Here is a 15,237-nt window from a genome sequence, read left to right as displayed (position 1 = left end):
TTCGCCAGATGCTTTCGGGGGGACGGGCGACTGTGGTCGCTAAACCGATCCGGCTGGCAAGCTGTGGTAGAACCCCAGGTCAGACCGGTTGACGAGGGAGATTTGAGTCCATGCGCGAAGCTGTGAACCAGCCGCGAAAGCCCAGCCGGCACCGGTTGGGCAATCGCTTCATCGCCGCCACTGTTGCCCTGATGACCGTTTTCGGCCTCGCCGGAGTCGTGGTGGGGGCCGGCCAGGCCGACGCCCGGATCGGCGGCACCCAGTTCGGCAAGCAGGAGTTCTACGTCAACGGCTGTGGGATGCCCTCGGTCAAAGTGCGTGCCTGGAAGCGTAAGGGCAATTACAAGACCGTCATCATGCTCGACGGTATGCGTGCCCAGTACGACTACAGCGGCTGGGAGATCAACACCAACGTCCAGGAGATGGTCCGCTCCGGCGTGAACGTCGTCGAGCCGATCGGCGGGCCCGCCAGCTTCTACTCCGACTGGGATGCGCCGAGCAACTTCAACGGTCAGCGATACCGCTACCGCTGGAACTGCGTCATCAACCGCACCCTGGTGCCCGCGCTGGATCGCAAGGGCTTCCGCGTCGGCGCCAGCCGCAAGTACGCCATCATGGGCATCTCGTCTGGCGGCAACGCCGCACTGGTGCTCGCCGCCCAGAACCGCGCCGCCTTCGACCGCGCAGGTTCGTTGTCGGGCTACAACTTCCTGACGGCTCCCGGTATGCGGACCGCGTTGCGTCTCGCGATGCTCGACGTCGACCCCAAGCCGTGGAACATCGACTGCATGTGGGGCCCGCCGTGGAGCTTCCGCTGGTTCGACAACGACCCGTTCTGGAATCTCAACCGCATGCGCGGCATGAAGCTCTTCGTCGGCTCCGGCAACGGCCTGTTCGGCCGCTACAACGCACTGCCCAACGTCTTCGACGACCTGTTCAAGGGTTCGACGCTGGAACTGCTCGCGTTCACGCAGGCCAAGGCCTTCGAGGCGGCTGCATTTGTCCAGGGCATCCCGCTGATGACCTACTACGCCAACGGAACGCACGCGTGGGGTTACTGGCAGGACATGGTCTGGAACGCCAAGAACCGCGGTTTCTTCCGCTGATCTGAGCTCATCGAACGCCCCGCCCGGGACTACCCCGGGCGGGGCGTTTGTGTTGCTAGAAACCTCTGAAATCACATTGTTCACTCGTGTCACAGCGTGGCGCGCGTACATCGACACCCCTCGTCGTGTAAGAAACACCTGAGGCGTTTGTTGTTAGTGATGCTTGTGTGACTGGCGGGGAACCAGTCGGGCTCCGTATCCGTATCAGAACGCCAACGGACAGGGGCGAAGGAGTTCAGAAGACAATGCGGCGAACGGTAAGAGCTGAGCGGGTGGTCGGCACACGGGGGAACCGGCCACGCGGACGTGGGACCGTGGCAACGATCGTGGCGGTGTGTGCCGCCACGATCGCGTTGGTCCTCGCGGGCGGGGTCCCCGCCGGAGCGGAACCGGCACCGCCTCCCACGACCTCCCAGGAGGCACCTCCACCACCACCGGAGGCGAAGCCGGGCAAGGTCGTCAACACCTACTGGTACACGGACCGTCGCGTCGCGCTGTGGGTCTATTCACCGTCGATGAACACCAACATCCAGGTGCAGATCCTGCTCGCCCGTGATTGGTATGCGAAGCCGCGCGCCTCGTTCCCGCAGTTGACTATGCTCGACGGCCTGCGTGCGCAGGACGACCAGAGCGGGTGGGTGATCAACACCAAGGTCGTCGACTTCTACAAGGACAAGAACGTCAACGTCATCCTGCCCATCGGCGGTGAGTCGAGCTTCTACACCGACTGGAAAGAACCCGATCGAGGCAAGAACTACAAGTGGGAGACCTTCCTGATCCGCGAGTTGCCGCCGATCCTGGAGGGGCAGTGGCGCTCGACCGATGTACGCGGAATCGAGGGGCTCTCGATGGGCGGTTCGGCGGCGATGATGCTCGCCGCCCGCAACCCCGGGTTCTACAAGTTCGCGGCGTCGTTCTCCGGCATCCTGCAGATGACCTCGTACGGCATGCCGCAGGCAATCCAGTTCGCGCTGCGCGACGGCGGCGGCTACGACTCGATGAAGATGTTCGGTCCGCCCAGCGATCCGGCCTGGAAGGAGCACGACCCCTATCTGCTCGCCGAGAAGCTCCAGGGCACGAGTCTCTACATCTCATCCGGCAACGGACTCATCGGCGCACACGACAAACCGTCGGACATCCCGATGCTGGCGACCAACTATTCCGGCGTCGGCCTCGAGGTGCTGAGCCGGGTCACGTCGCAGCAGTTCGCGATCGAGTTGAACCGCAAGGGGATTCCCGGGCAGGCCGTGTACCGGCCGTCGGGTACCCACACCTGGCCCTATTGGGAGTTCGAGATGATTCAGGCGTGGCCGCAGGCCGCGAGTGCGCTGGGTCTGGCCGGCGACCGGGTCGCGTGTCGGGTCGGCGGCGCGTTCAAGAAGGTCTACGACCGCAACCGAGCACAGCTCGGTGGATGCCTCACGCCGGAGTACGGGGTGCCGGGCGGTCGGGCGCAGGACTTCTTCGGCGGACGCGTGTTCAGCGGCCCCAAGGGACCCAAGATCGTCACCGGAGCCATCGGCGGCGCCTACGCGTCCACCGGCGGCCCAGGCGGGCGTCTCGGCAAGCCGACGAGCGACGAGATGGCGACGCGCGACGGCAAGGGACGCTTCAACACCTTTGAGCACGGGCGGATCTTCTGGACCGCCAAGGGTGGCACCAAGGTGACGAAGTGATGTGTGCGGGCTGAAACTTCGCTGAGGAAACAGCGGGTTTCCGCAGGTGGAGCGGGTCGCGTGGCGGATGACCGGCCGCGTGGACGGTAGCCTGACCCGAGGTGGACGCAATGCGGCGTCCGCCCCGGGCGGGACCCGACCGGGAAGGACACGATCGAGGAAGTGGAGATGACGAGACCATTTGTTTCCACGGCGGTGATGGCCGTCGGACTCGTCCTGACACTCGGGTCGATCACGGCATGTGGCGACGACTCGACCGCGTCGGCCCCGATAACCGGCAACCCGGTCACGACCACGTCGTTGCTGTCGGGCGCCGATTCCAGCACCACCGCGGCGAATCCCTCGGCTTCGGCGACGCTCCCGAACTCGAGTACGCCGGGCGGTCAGCTGCCGGCGACCGGACCGAATCCGAGCACGACGGTGCCGTCGAACTATCCGGGTCCCAGTGGTGCGCCCCTCAGCGAGAAGGCCCGCCGGTATCTCGCGGCACTGAAGGCGCAGAACGTGACCTTCATGGGTGATTCGGACAACTCGGTGGCACTCACGATGGCCGAGTACGTGTGCGGCGCACGGGCCAAGGGCACCGACCCGACGACCGTGAAGGCCTTCGTGACCGCGTCGGTGGGGCCGGGCACCAAGACCGTCGAAGAAGCAAATGCCAAGGCCGACAAGGTGATTGCGGCCGCCGCGGACAACTACTGCTGACCGGGTGAACGCACGACGAGGATCGTCGACGGGCGGCAGACGCACCCGTCGGCGGATAGGGAAATTGGCGATCGCACTCGGTGCGCTCGCGATCCTCGCGATCATCCTGGTGGTGATCCTGGTGATCCAGCTGCTCGCACCCGGTCCCCAGCGCGGTCCGACACCGCCGAGGACCCCGACCACGCCGTCGGAGCGCCCGCAGGCTCAGCCCGCGGACTGCCCCGACGTGCTGACGGTGGTCATCCCCGGCACGTGGGAGTCGTCGCCCGACGACGACACCACCAACCCGAGTTCGAACCCCCGATCGCTGATGCTTCGGGTGTCCAAGGCCTTGCAGAGTGACTTCGACACCTCGCATTCGGAGGTGTACACCGTGGCCTACCTCGCGCAGTTCCGGAACCCGACCAACCTCGCCGACCGTCAGGCCGACTACAACGTGTCGCGCACCCAGGGATACAAGCGGGCCGCGGGCAAGATCATCGCCACCAACAAGCGCTGCCCGCTCACCCGATACGTCATCACCGGGTTCTCCCAGGGCGCGGTGATCGCCGGCGATCTCGCCAGCAACATCGGCAACGGGCGTGGCGTGCTCAAGGAAGGTGACCAAGACCTGGTGATCGGCGTCGGACTCATCGCCGACGGTCGACGCGAACCGGGTGAGCAGAACGACATCTCGCCCAGCCCGGACGGCGAAGGTGCCGAGATCGCGCTGGGCGGATTCGGCGGCCTCGTTCCGGGCATCACGATGACCGGTGCCCGCAATGGCGGCTTCGGCACGCTGCGCGACCGAGTTCAGTCGATCTGTGCCCCCGGCGATCTGATCTGCGACGCCCCGACGATCACCAATCCGCTGACCGCACTGGGACAACTCGCCAACGCGCAGAACAATCCGGTGCACGCCATGTACGCGACGACGCGGTACTGGGATCACGACGGGTCGAGCGCGACGCAGTGGATCTATCGGTGGGCGCACGACCTCATCGCCGACGCGCCCCAGCAGCCCCACGAGTGACTTCGATCGCTGGGACTCGAAAATCCGACCGACGTCACACGCGCGAGGGCTAACGTCTCGCGTATCGGCGACGACGTTCATCCGTACCCCGGGGACTGGTGGGACCCGATCGAAGACTGTGCGGTTCCTGCCAATCGATGGGCGCGTTTGGGTAGGCCACCTACGCTGCACTAACGTGTTGCCGGGTCGGCCGAACAGCCGACACCACCGAACCGACGAGGAGTGAGAGCGATGACGCAACCGGACGCCACATCGGAGCCGGGTCTGCGGAAGTTCCGCTTCGGGGCCGGCGGCGAAGGCAACAAGGACGAAGGCGGTGCGCGCAAGTTCGTCAAACTCGCGCAGACCGCCGAAGAGTACGGCTACGACACCTTCGCCATTCCCGATCACCTCGGTAACCAGGTCGGGCCGCTGGCCGCGCTGGGCGCGCTGACGCAGGCCACCAGCACCATCCGGCTGGCCACCTCGGTCCTCGCCAACGGCTTTCGCCACCCCGCTCTGCTGGCCAAGGAGGCCAACACCATCGACGTGTTGAGCAAGGGTCGTCTCGAGCTCGGCATCGGCGCAGGCTGGATGAAAGACGAGTTCGACAAGGCGGGCATCGAGTTCGAGTCGCCGGGCGTGCGCATCCGTCGCCTCGACGAGGCGCTGACCATCCTCGATGGCCTGATGCGCGGTGAGACGGTCGACTTCGACGGCGAGTTCTACCAGATCAACGGACTCGAAGGCACCCCGCGACCACGCCAGGGACCCCGACCCCCCATCGCCGTCGGTGGTGGCGGACCGAAGATGCTCGCGCTGGCGGCCAAGCACGCCGACATCATCTCTGTCGCCCCGGGCACCACGCCCGACGGCAAGATGAAGCTCTCCGACATGACGATCGAGAAGACCGCCGAGCGGGTCGACCGGATCCGCCAGGCAGCGGGAGACCGCTTTCCCGACATCGAACTCAACTGGACCATCGCCGTCATCGTCATCACCGACGACCGTCATGCGACCGCGGAAATGGCCCTCAAGGCGCTCGACCAGGGCTATCCGCCGAACATCGAGCGCGACACCGAGTTCACCGTCGACGATGTGTTGTCGTCGCCGTACATCGCGATCGGCAGCTTCGAGGAGATCGCCGATCAGATCCGCGAGGTGCGGCGTCGGACGTCGATGTCGTATGTCGGGGTGTTCCCGACCCAAATGGATGCGTTTGCGCCCGTCATCTCTCTCGTCAAGGGAGAGTAAGACGCAATCGGATAAAGAGTAGAATGGCCGACGGTCTTGCGAGCGAACTGCGAGGTGAGGGCGATGACACTCGTGGTGGGTGCCGGCCAGAGAACTGCACCACAACGAAGAAATGCTTGACGATCACAAGGACCACAGAACGGGTATTGGACGAGCGCTACCGTGACCCGGCGGTAGCCATTGGGGCGTGGACGCGCAGGGCTGCGGTGGTGTCGTGGGGAACGCCACACACAGGCATTGCGCGCATCGGTGGGGGAGTCCACGAGGGGGCCACAGGAGTATGAATGCTGAACACTGAATTCGAACAGTTCCTCGACGAGAACGGCAACCTGCACTTCACCGAGGATGCGACGCTGGTCGACTACGTCGAGCGCAATGTGCGCGACGAGGCCGACACGCTGGCCTACCGCTTCATCGACTACAGCCGCGAACGCGACGGCGAGGCACAGGACCTGACCTGGGCCCAGTTCGGTAAGCGCCTGCGTGCGGTGGCGGCCCGCCTCCAGCAGGTCACCAAGCCGGGCGACCGCGTCGCCATTCTCGCTCCGCAGTCGCTCGAATACGTGATCGGCTTCTTCTCGGCGCTGTACGCGAGCAACATCGCGGTACCGCTGTTTTCCCCCGACGAGCCCGGCCACACCGATCGCCTGCACGCGGTCCTGGCCGACTGCAAGCCGTCGGCCATCCTGACCTCCACCAAGTCCGCCGAAGCGGTGCGCGACTTCTTCGCGCCGCTGCCGGCCAAGGAGCGCCCGCGTGTGATCGCGGTCGACGCCGTGCCCGACTCCGTCGGTTCGAGCTGGGTCGCGCCGGTCGCCGGCAAGGACCACAACCGCGACACCGTCGCCTACCTCCAGTACACCTCCGGCTCGACGCGCGTCCCCGCCGGCGTGGAGATCACCTACGAGGCGGTCGCCGCGAACGTCCTGCAGATCTACGACTGCATCGAGATCGACCGCAACGCCCGCGGCGTCACCTGGCTGCCGATGTTCCACGACATGGGTCTGCTCACGGTGATCCTGCCCGCGCTGGGCGGCAAGTACATCACGATCATGAGCCCGCAGGCGTTCGTCCGCCGGCCGGGACGATGGATCAAGGAACTCGCCGCAGCGTCCGACGGCGCAGAGACCTACGCCGCCGCGCCGAACTTCGCGTTCGAACATGCCGCGGTCCGCGGCCTTCCGAAGCCCGGCGAGCAACTCGACCTGTCCAACGTCATCGGACTGATCAACGGGTCCGAGCCGGTCACGGTGAGTTCGATGAAGAAGTTCAACGAGGCCTTCGAGCCCTACGGTCTGCCCAAGACCGCGATCAAGCCGTGCTACGGCATGGCCGAGGCCACTCTGTTCGTCTCGGCGACGCAGCGCAACAACGAGGCGAAGATCATCTACGTCGATCGCGACGAACTCAATGCGGGCCGCTTCAAGATCGTCGACGTCGACGCGCCGAACGCCGTCGCGCAGGTGTCGTGCGGGCAGGTGGCTGTCAGCCAGTGGGCGACCATCGTCGACTCCGACACCGCCACCGAGCAGGCCGACGGGCACGTCGGTGAGATCTGGCTGCACGGCCTCAACATCGGTGCCGGCTACTGGAACAAGCCCGAGGAAACCGACGAGACCTTCCACAACACCCTCACCCATCCGCTCGCCGAGGGCAGCCATTCCGAGGGCGCGCCCGCCGATGCGCAATGGATGCGCACCGGCGACTACGGGGTGTGGCTCGACGGTGAGCTCTACATCACCGGCCGCGTGAAGGACCTCGTCATCGTCGACGGTCGCAATCACTACCCGCAGGACCTCGAGTTCAGCGCGCAGGAAGCCAGCACCGCGCTCCGACCGGGATTCGTCGCCGCGTTCGCGGTGCCCGCCAACCAGCTGCCCGCAGTGGTCTTCGAACAGGCGACCAGCGGACTGGCCTTCGACGCCGACGACGCCTCCGAACAGTTGGTCATCGTGGCCGAACGTGGGCCGGGCAAGAAGTCCGATCCACAGGAGATCGCCGACTCGGTCCGCGCCGCCATCGCTGCCCGCCACGGCGTGATGGCACGCGACATCCTGATGGTTCCCGCCGGCTCGATCCCCCGCACCTCGAGCGGAAAGATCGCGCGTCGGGCCACCAAGGCCGCCTACATCGACGGCAGCCTCCGCGGCGGCTACAAGCAGACCGCCTTCCCGGATGCGCCCGAGTCCTGATCCCACGAGCCAAGCCATTGCCGGCCCGAGAGTTGGTGCCGGCCCCCGAGCCATTGCCGGTCCCTGAGGTGCGAGGAGCGCAAGCGACGAGCCTCGAAGGGCTGGCGGACGGGTAAGCGAAGCGTGACCACCGGTCCCTGAGGTGCGAGCTTGCGAGCCTCGAAGGGCCCCGATCGTTAGTCTGGAAGCGATGTCTGAACTGAATACCGACCAGCCCGAAGCCCCCGCCGACACGACGGGGCACACCGACGGTGAGACCGCCGGCGATCTGACCGTCGCCGAGCTGCGGGACTGGCTGCGCAACTGGGTGTCGGAGGCGACGGGCCTGCCGGCCGACCAGATCTCCGACGACCGGCCGATGGAAGAGTTCGGGCTCTCGTCGCGCGACGCAGTGGCACTGGCCGCCGACGTCGAGGACAAGACCGGCGTGATCCTGACCGCGACCGCCGCCTACAACCACCCGACGATCGCGATGCTCGCCAAGCGCATCATCGAGGGCGACCCCGACGAGCTGCTCGACGATGCCGCCGACACCTACTGGCAGCGTGATCGCGACCCGGCAGACGACATCGCCATCGTCGGCCTCTCGACCCGGTTCCCCAAGGCCGGTTCCACGCCGGAATCCACCTGGGAAGCGCTGATCGAGGGCCGCGACGGCATCTCCGAGCTCCCCGACGACCGCTGGGTCGAGTTCAAATCCGATCCCCGCATGCTCGAGGTGCTCGAGCAGCGCAACCTCCGGGGCGGCTACCTCGACGACGTCAAGGGCTTCGACGCCGACTTCTTCCAGATGAGCCCGCGCGAGGTCGAGATGGTCGACCCGCAGCAGCGCCTCGCCATGGAACTGACGTGGGAGGCCCTCGAGGACGCCCACATCCCGGCCAGCGACCTCAAGGGCGGGCAGGTCGGCGTCTTCGTCGGCACATCCACCAACGACTACCAGCTGATGGCGGCGCTCGGCCTCGGCGAGGGCGCCGACGAGACCGCCGCCTACGCGCTCACCGGCACCGCCACCTCGATCATCGCCAACCGTGTCTCCTACTTCTTCGACTTCCACGGCCCGTCGGTCGCCATCGACACCGCATGTTCGTCGTCGTTGGTGGCGGTCCACCAGGCGGTGCGCAGCCTGCGTTCGGGTGAGTCCGACGTCGCGCTCGCGGGTGGCGTCAACATGATCCTCACGCCGGCCGCAACCGTCGGCTTCGACACCATCGGAGCCGTTGCCAAGGACGGCCACATCAAGGCATTCTCCGCAGACGCCGACGGCATGGTGCGTTCCGAGGGCGGCGGCATGTTCGTGCTCAAGCGCCTGTCCGACGCCCGGAACGACGGCGATGCGGTCCTCGCCGTGATCGCGGGGTCGGCGGTCAACTCCGACGGACGCTCCAACGGCATCTTCGCGCCGAATCCCGAGGCGCAGGTGGAGGTGCTCCGCAGCGCCTACACCGACGCGGCGATCTCCCCGCAGTCGGTCGACTACGTGGAGGCGCACGGCACCGGCACCATTCTCGGCGACCCCATCGAGGCCGACGCGCTCGGTCGCGTGGTCGGTCGGGGACGCGTGGTCGGCGCGCCCGCGCTGCTCGGCTCGGCCAAGACCAACTTCGGCCACATGGAGTCCGCCGCCGGTGCGGGTGCACTTGCCAAGGTCGTGCTCGCCTTGCAGCACAACACGATTCCCGCGTCGCTGAACTACTCCGGCCCCAACCCGTACATTCAGTTCGGCCCGAACGGCCTCAAGGTGGTCCCCGAGGCCACCGAATGGCCGCGCTACTCCGGGCACGCCATCGCCGGTGTCTCCGGCTTCGGCTTCGGCGGCACCAACGCGCATCTCGTTGTGCGCGAGGTGCTTCCGGGAGATCTTGCCGATGCCGGCCTTCTTGATGGGTCCCCTACCGCCGATACCTCACACGACGGAACCGTTTCTGCTGGTCGAGTAGCCACGAGCGAGCGCAGCGAGTCCGAGGCGTATCGAGACCTCGACGACGACGAGGAAGAGTTCCTCACCGAGGCCGAGCGTGCCGTCCTGGCCGCGCAGGCCAAGAAGGACGATGCCCCGGCCGAGATCGTCGAGAAGGATCCCGCCGAGGGCTTCGCGCCCTGCGCCGTCGAGGGTTCGGTTGTGCCGCTGGTGATCTCGGCATTCCTGCCGTCGCGCCGCCGCAAGGCCGCTGCGGACCTGTTGGAATGGCTCGAATCGGAGGCGGGGCAGTCGACTCCGCTCGCCGACATCGGGCGTGCGCTCGCGCACCGCAACCACGGCCGGTCGCGTGCCGTGGTCATGGCACGTACCCACGAGGACGCCGTCAAGGGCGTGCGGGCAGTCGCCGAGGGCAAGGCCAATCCGTCTGTCTACGCCTTCGATTCGCCCGACGCCGCGTCGGCGGTGTGGTTGCTGTCCGGGTTCGGCTCGCAGCACCGCAAGATGGCCAAACAGCTCTACACCGAGAACCCGGTGTTCAAGAAGTACGTCGACCGTGTCGACGAGTACATCCAGAACGAACTCGGCTACTCGATCGCCGAGATGTTCCTCGACGACGAGCAGACCTACGGCATCGAGACCTCACAGGTCGGCATCTACACCATCCAGGTCGCGCTGGCCGACACGCTGCGCCACTTCGGGGCGGAACCCGGTGTGTTGGTACCGCATTCGATGGGCGAGGCGTCGGCCGCCTACATCAGCGGCGGACTGTCGCTGCAGGACGCCACCCGCGTCATCTGTCAGCGGTCGCGGCTCATGGCCGAGGGCGAGGCAACGCTCACCGGCGACGACATCCGTCTGATGGCGCTGGTCGAGTACAGCGCCGACGACATCGAGGGCGTCCTGGTCGACTACCCCGACCTGGAGATCTGTGTGTACGCCGCGCCGACCCACACGGTCATCGGCGGTCCGGAGCCTCAGGTCGACGCGATCGTGGCGCGGGCCGAGGCGGAGGGCAAGCTGGGCCGCAAGCTGCAGACCAAGGGTGCCAGCCACACCTCGCAGGTCGATCCGATCCTGGGTGAGTTGGCCTACGAACTCACCGGAATCGAACCGCTGCGCCCGACGGTCGGCTTCTACAGTTCGGTCGATCGGGAGGTCTTCTACCGACCGGGGCACGAGCCGGTGCACACCATCGACTACTTCCTCAAGGGCATGCGGCACAGCGTCTGGTTCTCGCAGGCGGTCGCCAAGTCGGTGGACAACGGTCATCGAACCTTCCTGGAGCTGTCGCCCAATCCTGCGGTGCTCATCTCCGTTGCCGCAGTGACCTTCTCGTCCGGACTGCACGACGCGGAGCTGATCGAAACGTTGCGTCGCAAGGAGGACGAGAGCTACGGCCTCGTCAACGCGCTGATGAAGCTGTACGTGCACGGCCATCCGGTCAACGTCGGATCACTCTTCGGCACAGGCGATTTTGCCGACATCCCGCGAACGCGATTCGAACGCAAGGACTACTGGCTGCAGGCATCGGTCAACAGTGGTGGCGGCACGGGTCGTGTTCCGGGCTCCCACGTCGCACTGCCCGACGGCCGTCACGCCTGGGAGGTCAACGCCTCCGCTGTCACCGATGTGCGCGAACTGGTCCGCGCCGCGGCCGCCGAGGTGCTGTCCGGCGCCACGGTGGGTGTGGCCGTCCCCCACGGTGAGATTCCGGCGACTGGCACCCTCACCACCACGCTGAGCCCGCATCCGGGCGGTGCGTCGGTGACAGTACATGTCAAGCAGGACAAGAACTTCCGCCTGCTCTTTGAAGCTGCGGTGACCGGCGATCTCGCCGACGGTGCGGTGGCTGCTTCCCCTCCGCTCCCCGAGGTGCCGGCGGCCGACCGCATCGACCCCACCAAGGTCGGCTACATCGACAACACCGTCACGGTCGAGGAAGAGATCATCGACGACATCGGGAACAAGTGGAGCCCCGATTCCGGTGAGTCGGTCCAGGATCGGCTGGCGATCATCGTCGGCGAATCGATGGGCTACGACCCGATGGACCTCCCTCGGGAGATCCCGCTCATCGAACTCGGTCTCGACTCGCTGATGGCGGTGCGGATCAAGAACCGCGTCGAGTACGAGTTCGACATCCCGCAACTGCAGCTGCAGGCGATGCGGCAGGCGAATCTCGCCGACGTCACCAAGTTCGTCGAGTTCGCGGTCACCCACCGCGACCAGCTCGACGACCTGGCCTCCAACGCCGCCGGCGGAGGCGAACTCGACACCGCGGCCCTCAACGCCTATATCGACGAGCAGAACGCCAAGGACACCGCCGCCCCCGCCGCGACGGACTCCACCTCCCCCTCCGCTGGTGATGCCGCCACCCCCTCCGTTGGTGACGCCGCCGGCCCTTCCGCGACGGACTCCACCCCCGCTGGTCGAGGAGGCACGAGCGAGCGTAGCGAGCCCGAGCCGTCTCGAGACCACCCAGCCGCGCCCGATCAGTCCGCGCCCGCCGACCTCAGCGACCAGGCCGCCGTCGCTGCGGCTGCCGGCTCCGACGTCCCGCCCCGCGATGCTGCGGAGCGTCTCACGTTCGGTGTCTACGCGGTGGTGACCAAGCGTTCGGCGGGCGGCATCTTCAACAAGTTGCCGGTGCTCGAAGAGGAAGTCGCACAAGAACTCACGGACCGTCTGAACGAGCGGACCGGCGGCGACATCGACCTCGAGGACATCCTCGACTCGGAGACCATCGAGGAGATGTCGGATTACGTCCGCCAGTACCTCGACGCAGCCGCCGACACCGACGGCTTCGTCAGGTACCTGCGCCTGATCGACGGCAAGAAGTCCTACGACCCGTCGGCCGGAGACCCCGTGCCCGCGTTGCTGTTCCATCCCGCGGGCGGCAACACGTCGGCCTACGAGGCTTTGCTCAAGCGGCTTCCGGACAGTGTGCCGGTGATCGGCTTCGACCGGGTCGAGGGCACCATCGAGGAGCGTGTGCGCCAGTACATGCCGCGTCTGCGTGAAGTGCAACCGCACGGACCTTACGTCCTCATCGGCTGGTCGCTGGGTGGTGCTCTGGCCTACGGATGCGCCCAGGTGCTGACCGATGAGGGTGAGGACGTGTCGTTCGTCGGTCTCATCGACGTCGTGCGACCGTCGAAGCCGGTGATCGAGACGCCGGACACCAAGCGTGAGCGGCTCGAACGCTGGAAGGATTTCGCGATCCGCAACTACGATCTCGACGCCGACATCCCGATCCCGATGGACCGGCTCGTCGAGGCCGACGACGAGGGGCAGTTCGCGATCATCATGGAGATGATGTCGATGTCGGGCACCAAGATCCCCGGCGGCATCATCGAGCATCAGCGCACTTCCTTCCTCGACAACCGTGCGCTCACCAACATCGAGCCGACCCCTTACGGCGGCAAGGTGGTGCTCTACCGGGCCGACAAGATGCACGACGGGGCTGTCGAACTCGAGCCGCAGTGGGCTGAGATCGACGAGGACGGACGTTGGGGCGAGGTGGTCGACGATCTGGAGATCATCCACATCGGCGGTGATCACCTGTCTATCGTGGACGAGCCGTTCATCGGTCAGATCGGGGCCGATCTGACTCGACGCCTCGGCGAGGTCGAGAAGGAAGTGAAGTGACCGTGACCGACAGCACCGCAGCCAAGCTCGCAGACCTCCGGCAAAAGCTGGAGGCGGCGCGGGAACCGGGTGGTGAGAAGGCGCTCGCGAAGCGGGCCGCAAAGGGGATCTGTTCGCCGCGTGAGCGACTGAACATGCTCTTCGATCCGGGGACCTTCGTCGAGATCGGCGCGTTGGCCAAGATGCCGGGTGCCGCGCATTCGGGTTACGGCGACGGTGTGGTGACCGGGCACGGGCTGGTTCACGGCCGTCCGGTCGCGGCCTTCTCCCACGATCAGACCGTCTTCGGTGGCACGGTCGGAGAGATGTTCGGCCGCAAGGTATCCGCGTTGATGGAGTGGGCGGGCAAGATCGGCTGCCCGATGGTCGGGATCAACGACTCGGCCGGTGCCCGCATCCAGGACGCGGTGACCTCGCTGGCGTGGTACGCGGAGATGGGCCGACGCAACGATCTGCTGTCTGGTCTCGCGCCGCAGGTCTCGGTGATCCTCGGAAAGTGCGCGGGCGGTGCGGTGTACACGCCCGCCAACACCGACATCCTGGTGGCGGTAGAGGACAAGAGCTACATGTTCGTCACCGGACCCGACGTCCTGAAACAGGTCAACGGCGAGGACATCTCGGCCGAAGACCTGGGCAGCGCCCACAATCAGGCGCGGTGGGGCAACATCCATCACGTCGCCCCCGACGAGAAGTCGGCCTTCGAGTGGGTGCGCGAGTACCTGCAGTACATGCCGTCGAGTTGCTACGAGCGGCCGCCGGTGATCAACCCCGGACTTGAGCCGGAGATCACCGAGACCGATCTCGCGCTGAACAGCTTCATGCCCGACAACGACAACGCGGGCTACGACATGCACGACATCATCATCAAACTCTTCGACGACGGCGCCTTCCACGAGGTGGGAGAGTTGTTCGCGCCCAACCTGATCACCGGGTACGCCCGCGTCGACGGGCACAGCGTGGGCGTCGTGGCCAATCAGCCGAGCGTCATGTCGGGTGTACTCGACACGGACAGCTCCGAGAAGGCCACGCGATTCGTGCGTATCTGCAACGCCTTTAGCATCCCACTGGTCTTCCTCGTGGACACACCCGGCATCCTGCCGGGTCTCGCGGAGGAGCAGAAGGGCACCATCCGTCGCTCCGGCAAGTTCCTGTTCGCCTACGTGGAGGCCGATGTCCCCAAGGTCACCGTCGTGCTGCGCAAGGCGTATGGCGGGGCGTATGCGGTGATGGGCTGCAAGCAGCTCGGCGCCGACATCAACTTCGCCTGGCCCACAGCGAAGATCGCGGTGATGGGTGCGGAGTCGGCGGCCGCTGTGCTCACCCGGCGTCAGACCGAGGGTCTCTCTGCTCGGGATGCCGACAAGGTCCGACGCGACTTCATCGACTTCTACAACGAGCACATGGCCACGCCGTACCTGGCAGCCGAGCGCGGCTACATCGACGCCGTCATCGAACCCGCCGAGACACGTCTGCAACTCCGAAAGGCGTTGGCGCAGTTGCGCGACAAAGAAATGCTGCGCACCCCGCGCAAGCACTTCCTGATGCCCATCTGATCCGAAGAGTACTGTCTCAGGCCTCCTGACCTGCGGAAACATGCAAAGTGCCTGCCCGCAAAATCTAGGGGAAGAAGTCTCCTCCGCGAGGTTCGGTGCCGACACCGTCGTCGGACGTCATGGAGAGTGGCGTCACCGACTCCAACGCCGACACCGCGGTGCCGGCCTACCTCACCAGCCTGTTCAACGAC

At 66.2% G+C, this 15,237-nt stretch carries 8 protein-coding genes; all 8 read left to right on the top strand.

Annotated elements, in window-relative coordinates; genetic code table 11:
- The first annotated feature begins 110 nt into the window (after positions 1 to 110).
- The 8 genes from ACWDTF_RS22690 to ACWDTF_RS22655 all read left to right on the top strand — a co-directional run bounded on the left by ACWDTF_RS22690 (position 111) and on the right by ACWDTF_RS22655 (position 15,046).
- Positions 111 to 1,106, top strand: coding sequence for an alpha/beta hydrolase (locus ACWDTF_RS22690; protein WP_240857867.1), 996 nt, complete (start codon positions 111 to 113; stop codon positions 1,104 to 1,106).
- Positions 1,107 to 1,351: 245 nt separating this feature from the next.
- Positions 1,352 to 2,782 carry an alpha/beta hydrolase-fold protein gene (locus ACWDTF_RS22685; RefSeq protein ID WP_240857868.1) on the top strand — a complete coding sequence of 477 codons (1,431 nt, stop codon included), beginning with the start codon at positions 1,352 to 1,354 and terminating at the stop codon, positions 2,780 to 2,782.
- A gap of 168 nt (positions 2,783 to 2,950) precedes the next feature.
- Positions 2,951 to 3,487 carry a DUF732 domain-containing protein gene (locus tag ACWDTF_RS22680; RefSeq protein WP_240857869.1) on the top strand — a complete coding sequence of 179 codons (537 nt, stop codon included), beginning with the start codon at positions 2,951 to 2,953 and terminating at the stop codon, positions 3,485 to 3,487.
- 4 nt (positions 3,488 to 3,491) lie between these two features.
- Positions 3,492 to 4,499: a cutinase family protein gene (locus tag ACWDTF_RS22675; RefSeq protein ID WP_240857870.1), complete on the top strand. Its 1,008-nt coding sequence runs from the start codon at positions 3,492 to 3,494 to the stop codon at positions 4,497 to 4,499.
- A gap of 231 nt (positions 4,500 to 4,730) precedes the next feature.
- Positions 4,731 to 5,732, top strand: a complete 1,002-nt coding sequence (locus ACWDTF_RS22670; RefSeq protein ID WP_240857871.1) for an LLM class F420-dependent oxidoreductase — start codon at positions 4,731 to 4,733, stop codon at positions 5,730 to 5,732.
- A 284-nt stretch (positions 5,733 to 6,016) separates the two neighbouring features.
- Positions 6,017 to 7,924: a long-chain-fatty-acid--AMP ligase FadD32 gene (fadD32, locus tag ACWDTF_RS22665; protein WP_240857872.1), complete on the top strand. Its 1,908-nt coding sequence runs from the start codon at positions 6,017 to 6,019 to the stop codon at positions 7,922 to 7,924.
- Between the two features lie 190 nt (positions 7,925 to 8,114).
- Positions 8,115 to 13,493: a polyketide synthase Pks13 gene (gene pks13 / locus ACWDTF_RS22660; protein ID WP_449755106.1), complete on the top strand. Its 5,379-nt coding sequence runs from the start codon at positions 8,115 to 8,117 to the stop codon at positions 13,491 to 13,493.
- A gap of 2 nt (positions 13,494 to 13,495) precedes the next feature.
- Positions 13,496 to 15,046 (top strand): acyl-CoA carboxylase subunit beta, encoded by a 1,551-nt coding sequence (locus ACWDTF_RS22655; protein ID WP_240857958.1) that lies wholly within the window; start codon positions 13,496 to 13,498, stop codon positions 15,044 to 15,046.
- Positions 15,047 to 15,237 lie beyond the last annotated feature (191 nt).

It is taken from the genome of Gordonia sp. NPDC003422 (assembly GCF_053588675.1).
Note: the sequence above shows the minus strand (reverse complement) of the source record. Positions and strands in the feature narration are given on the sequence as shown.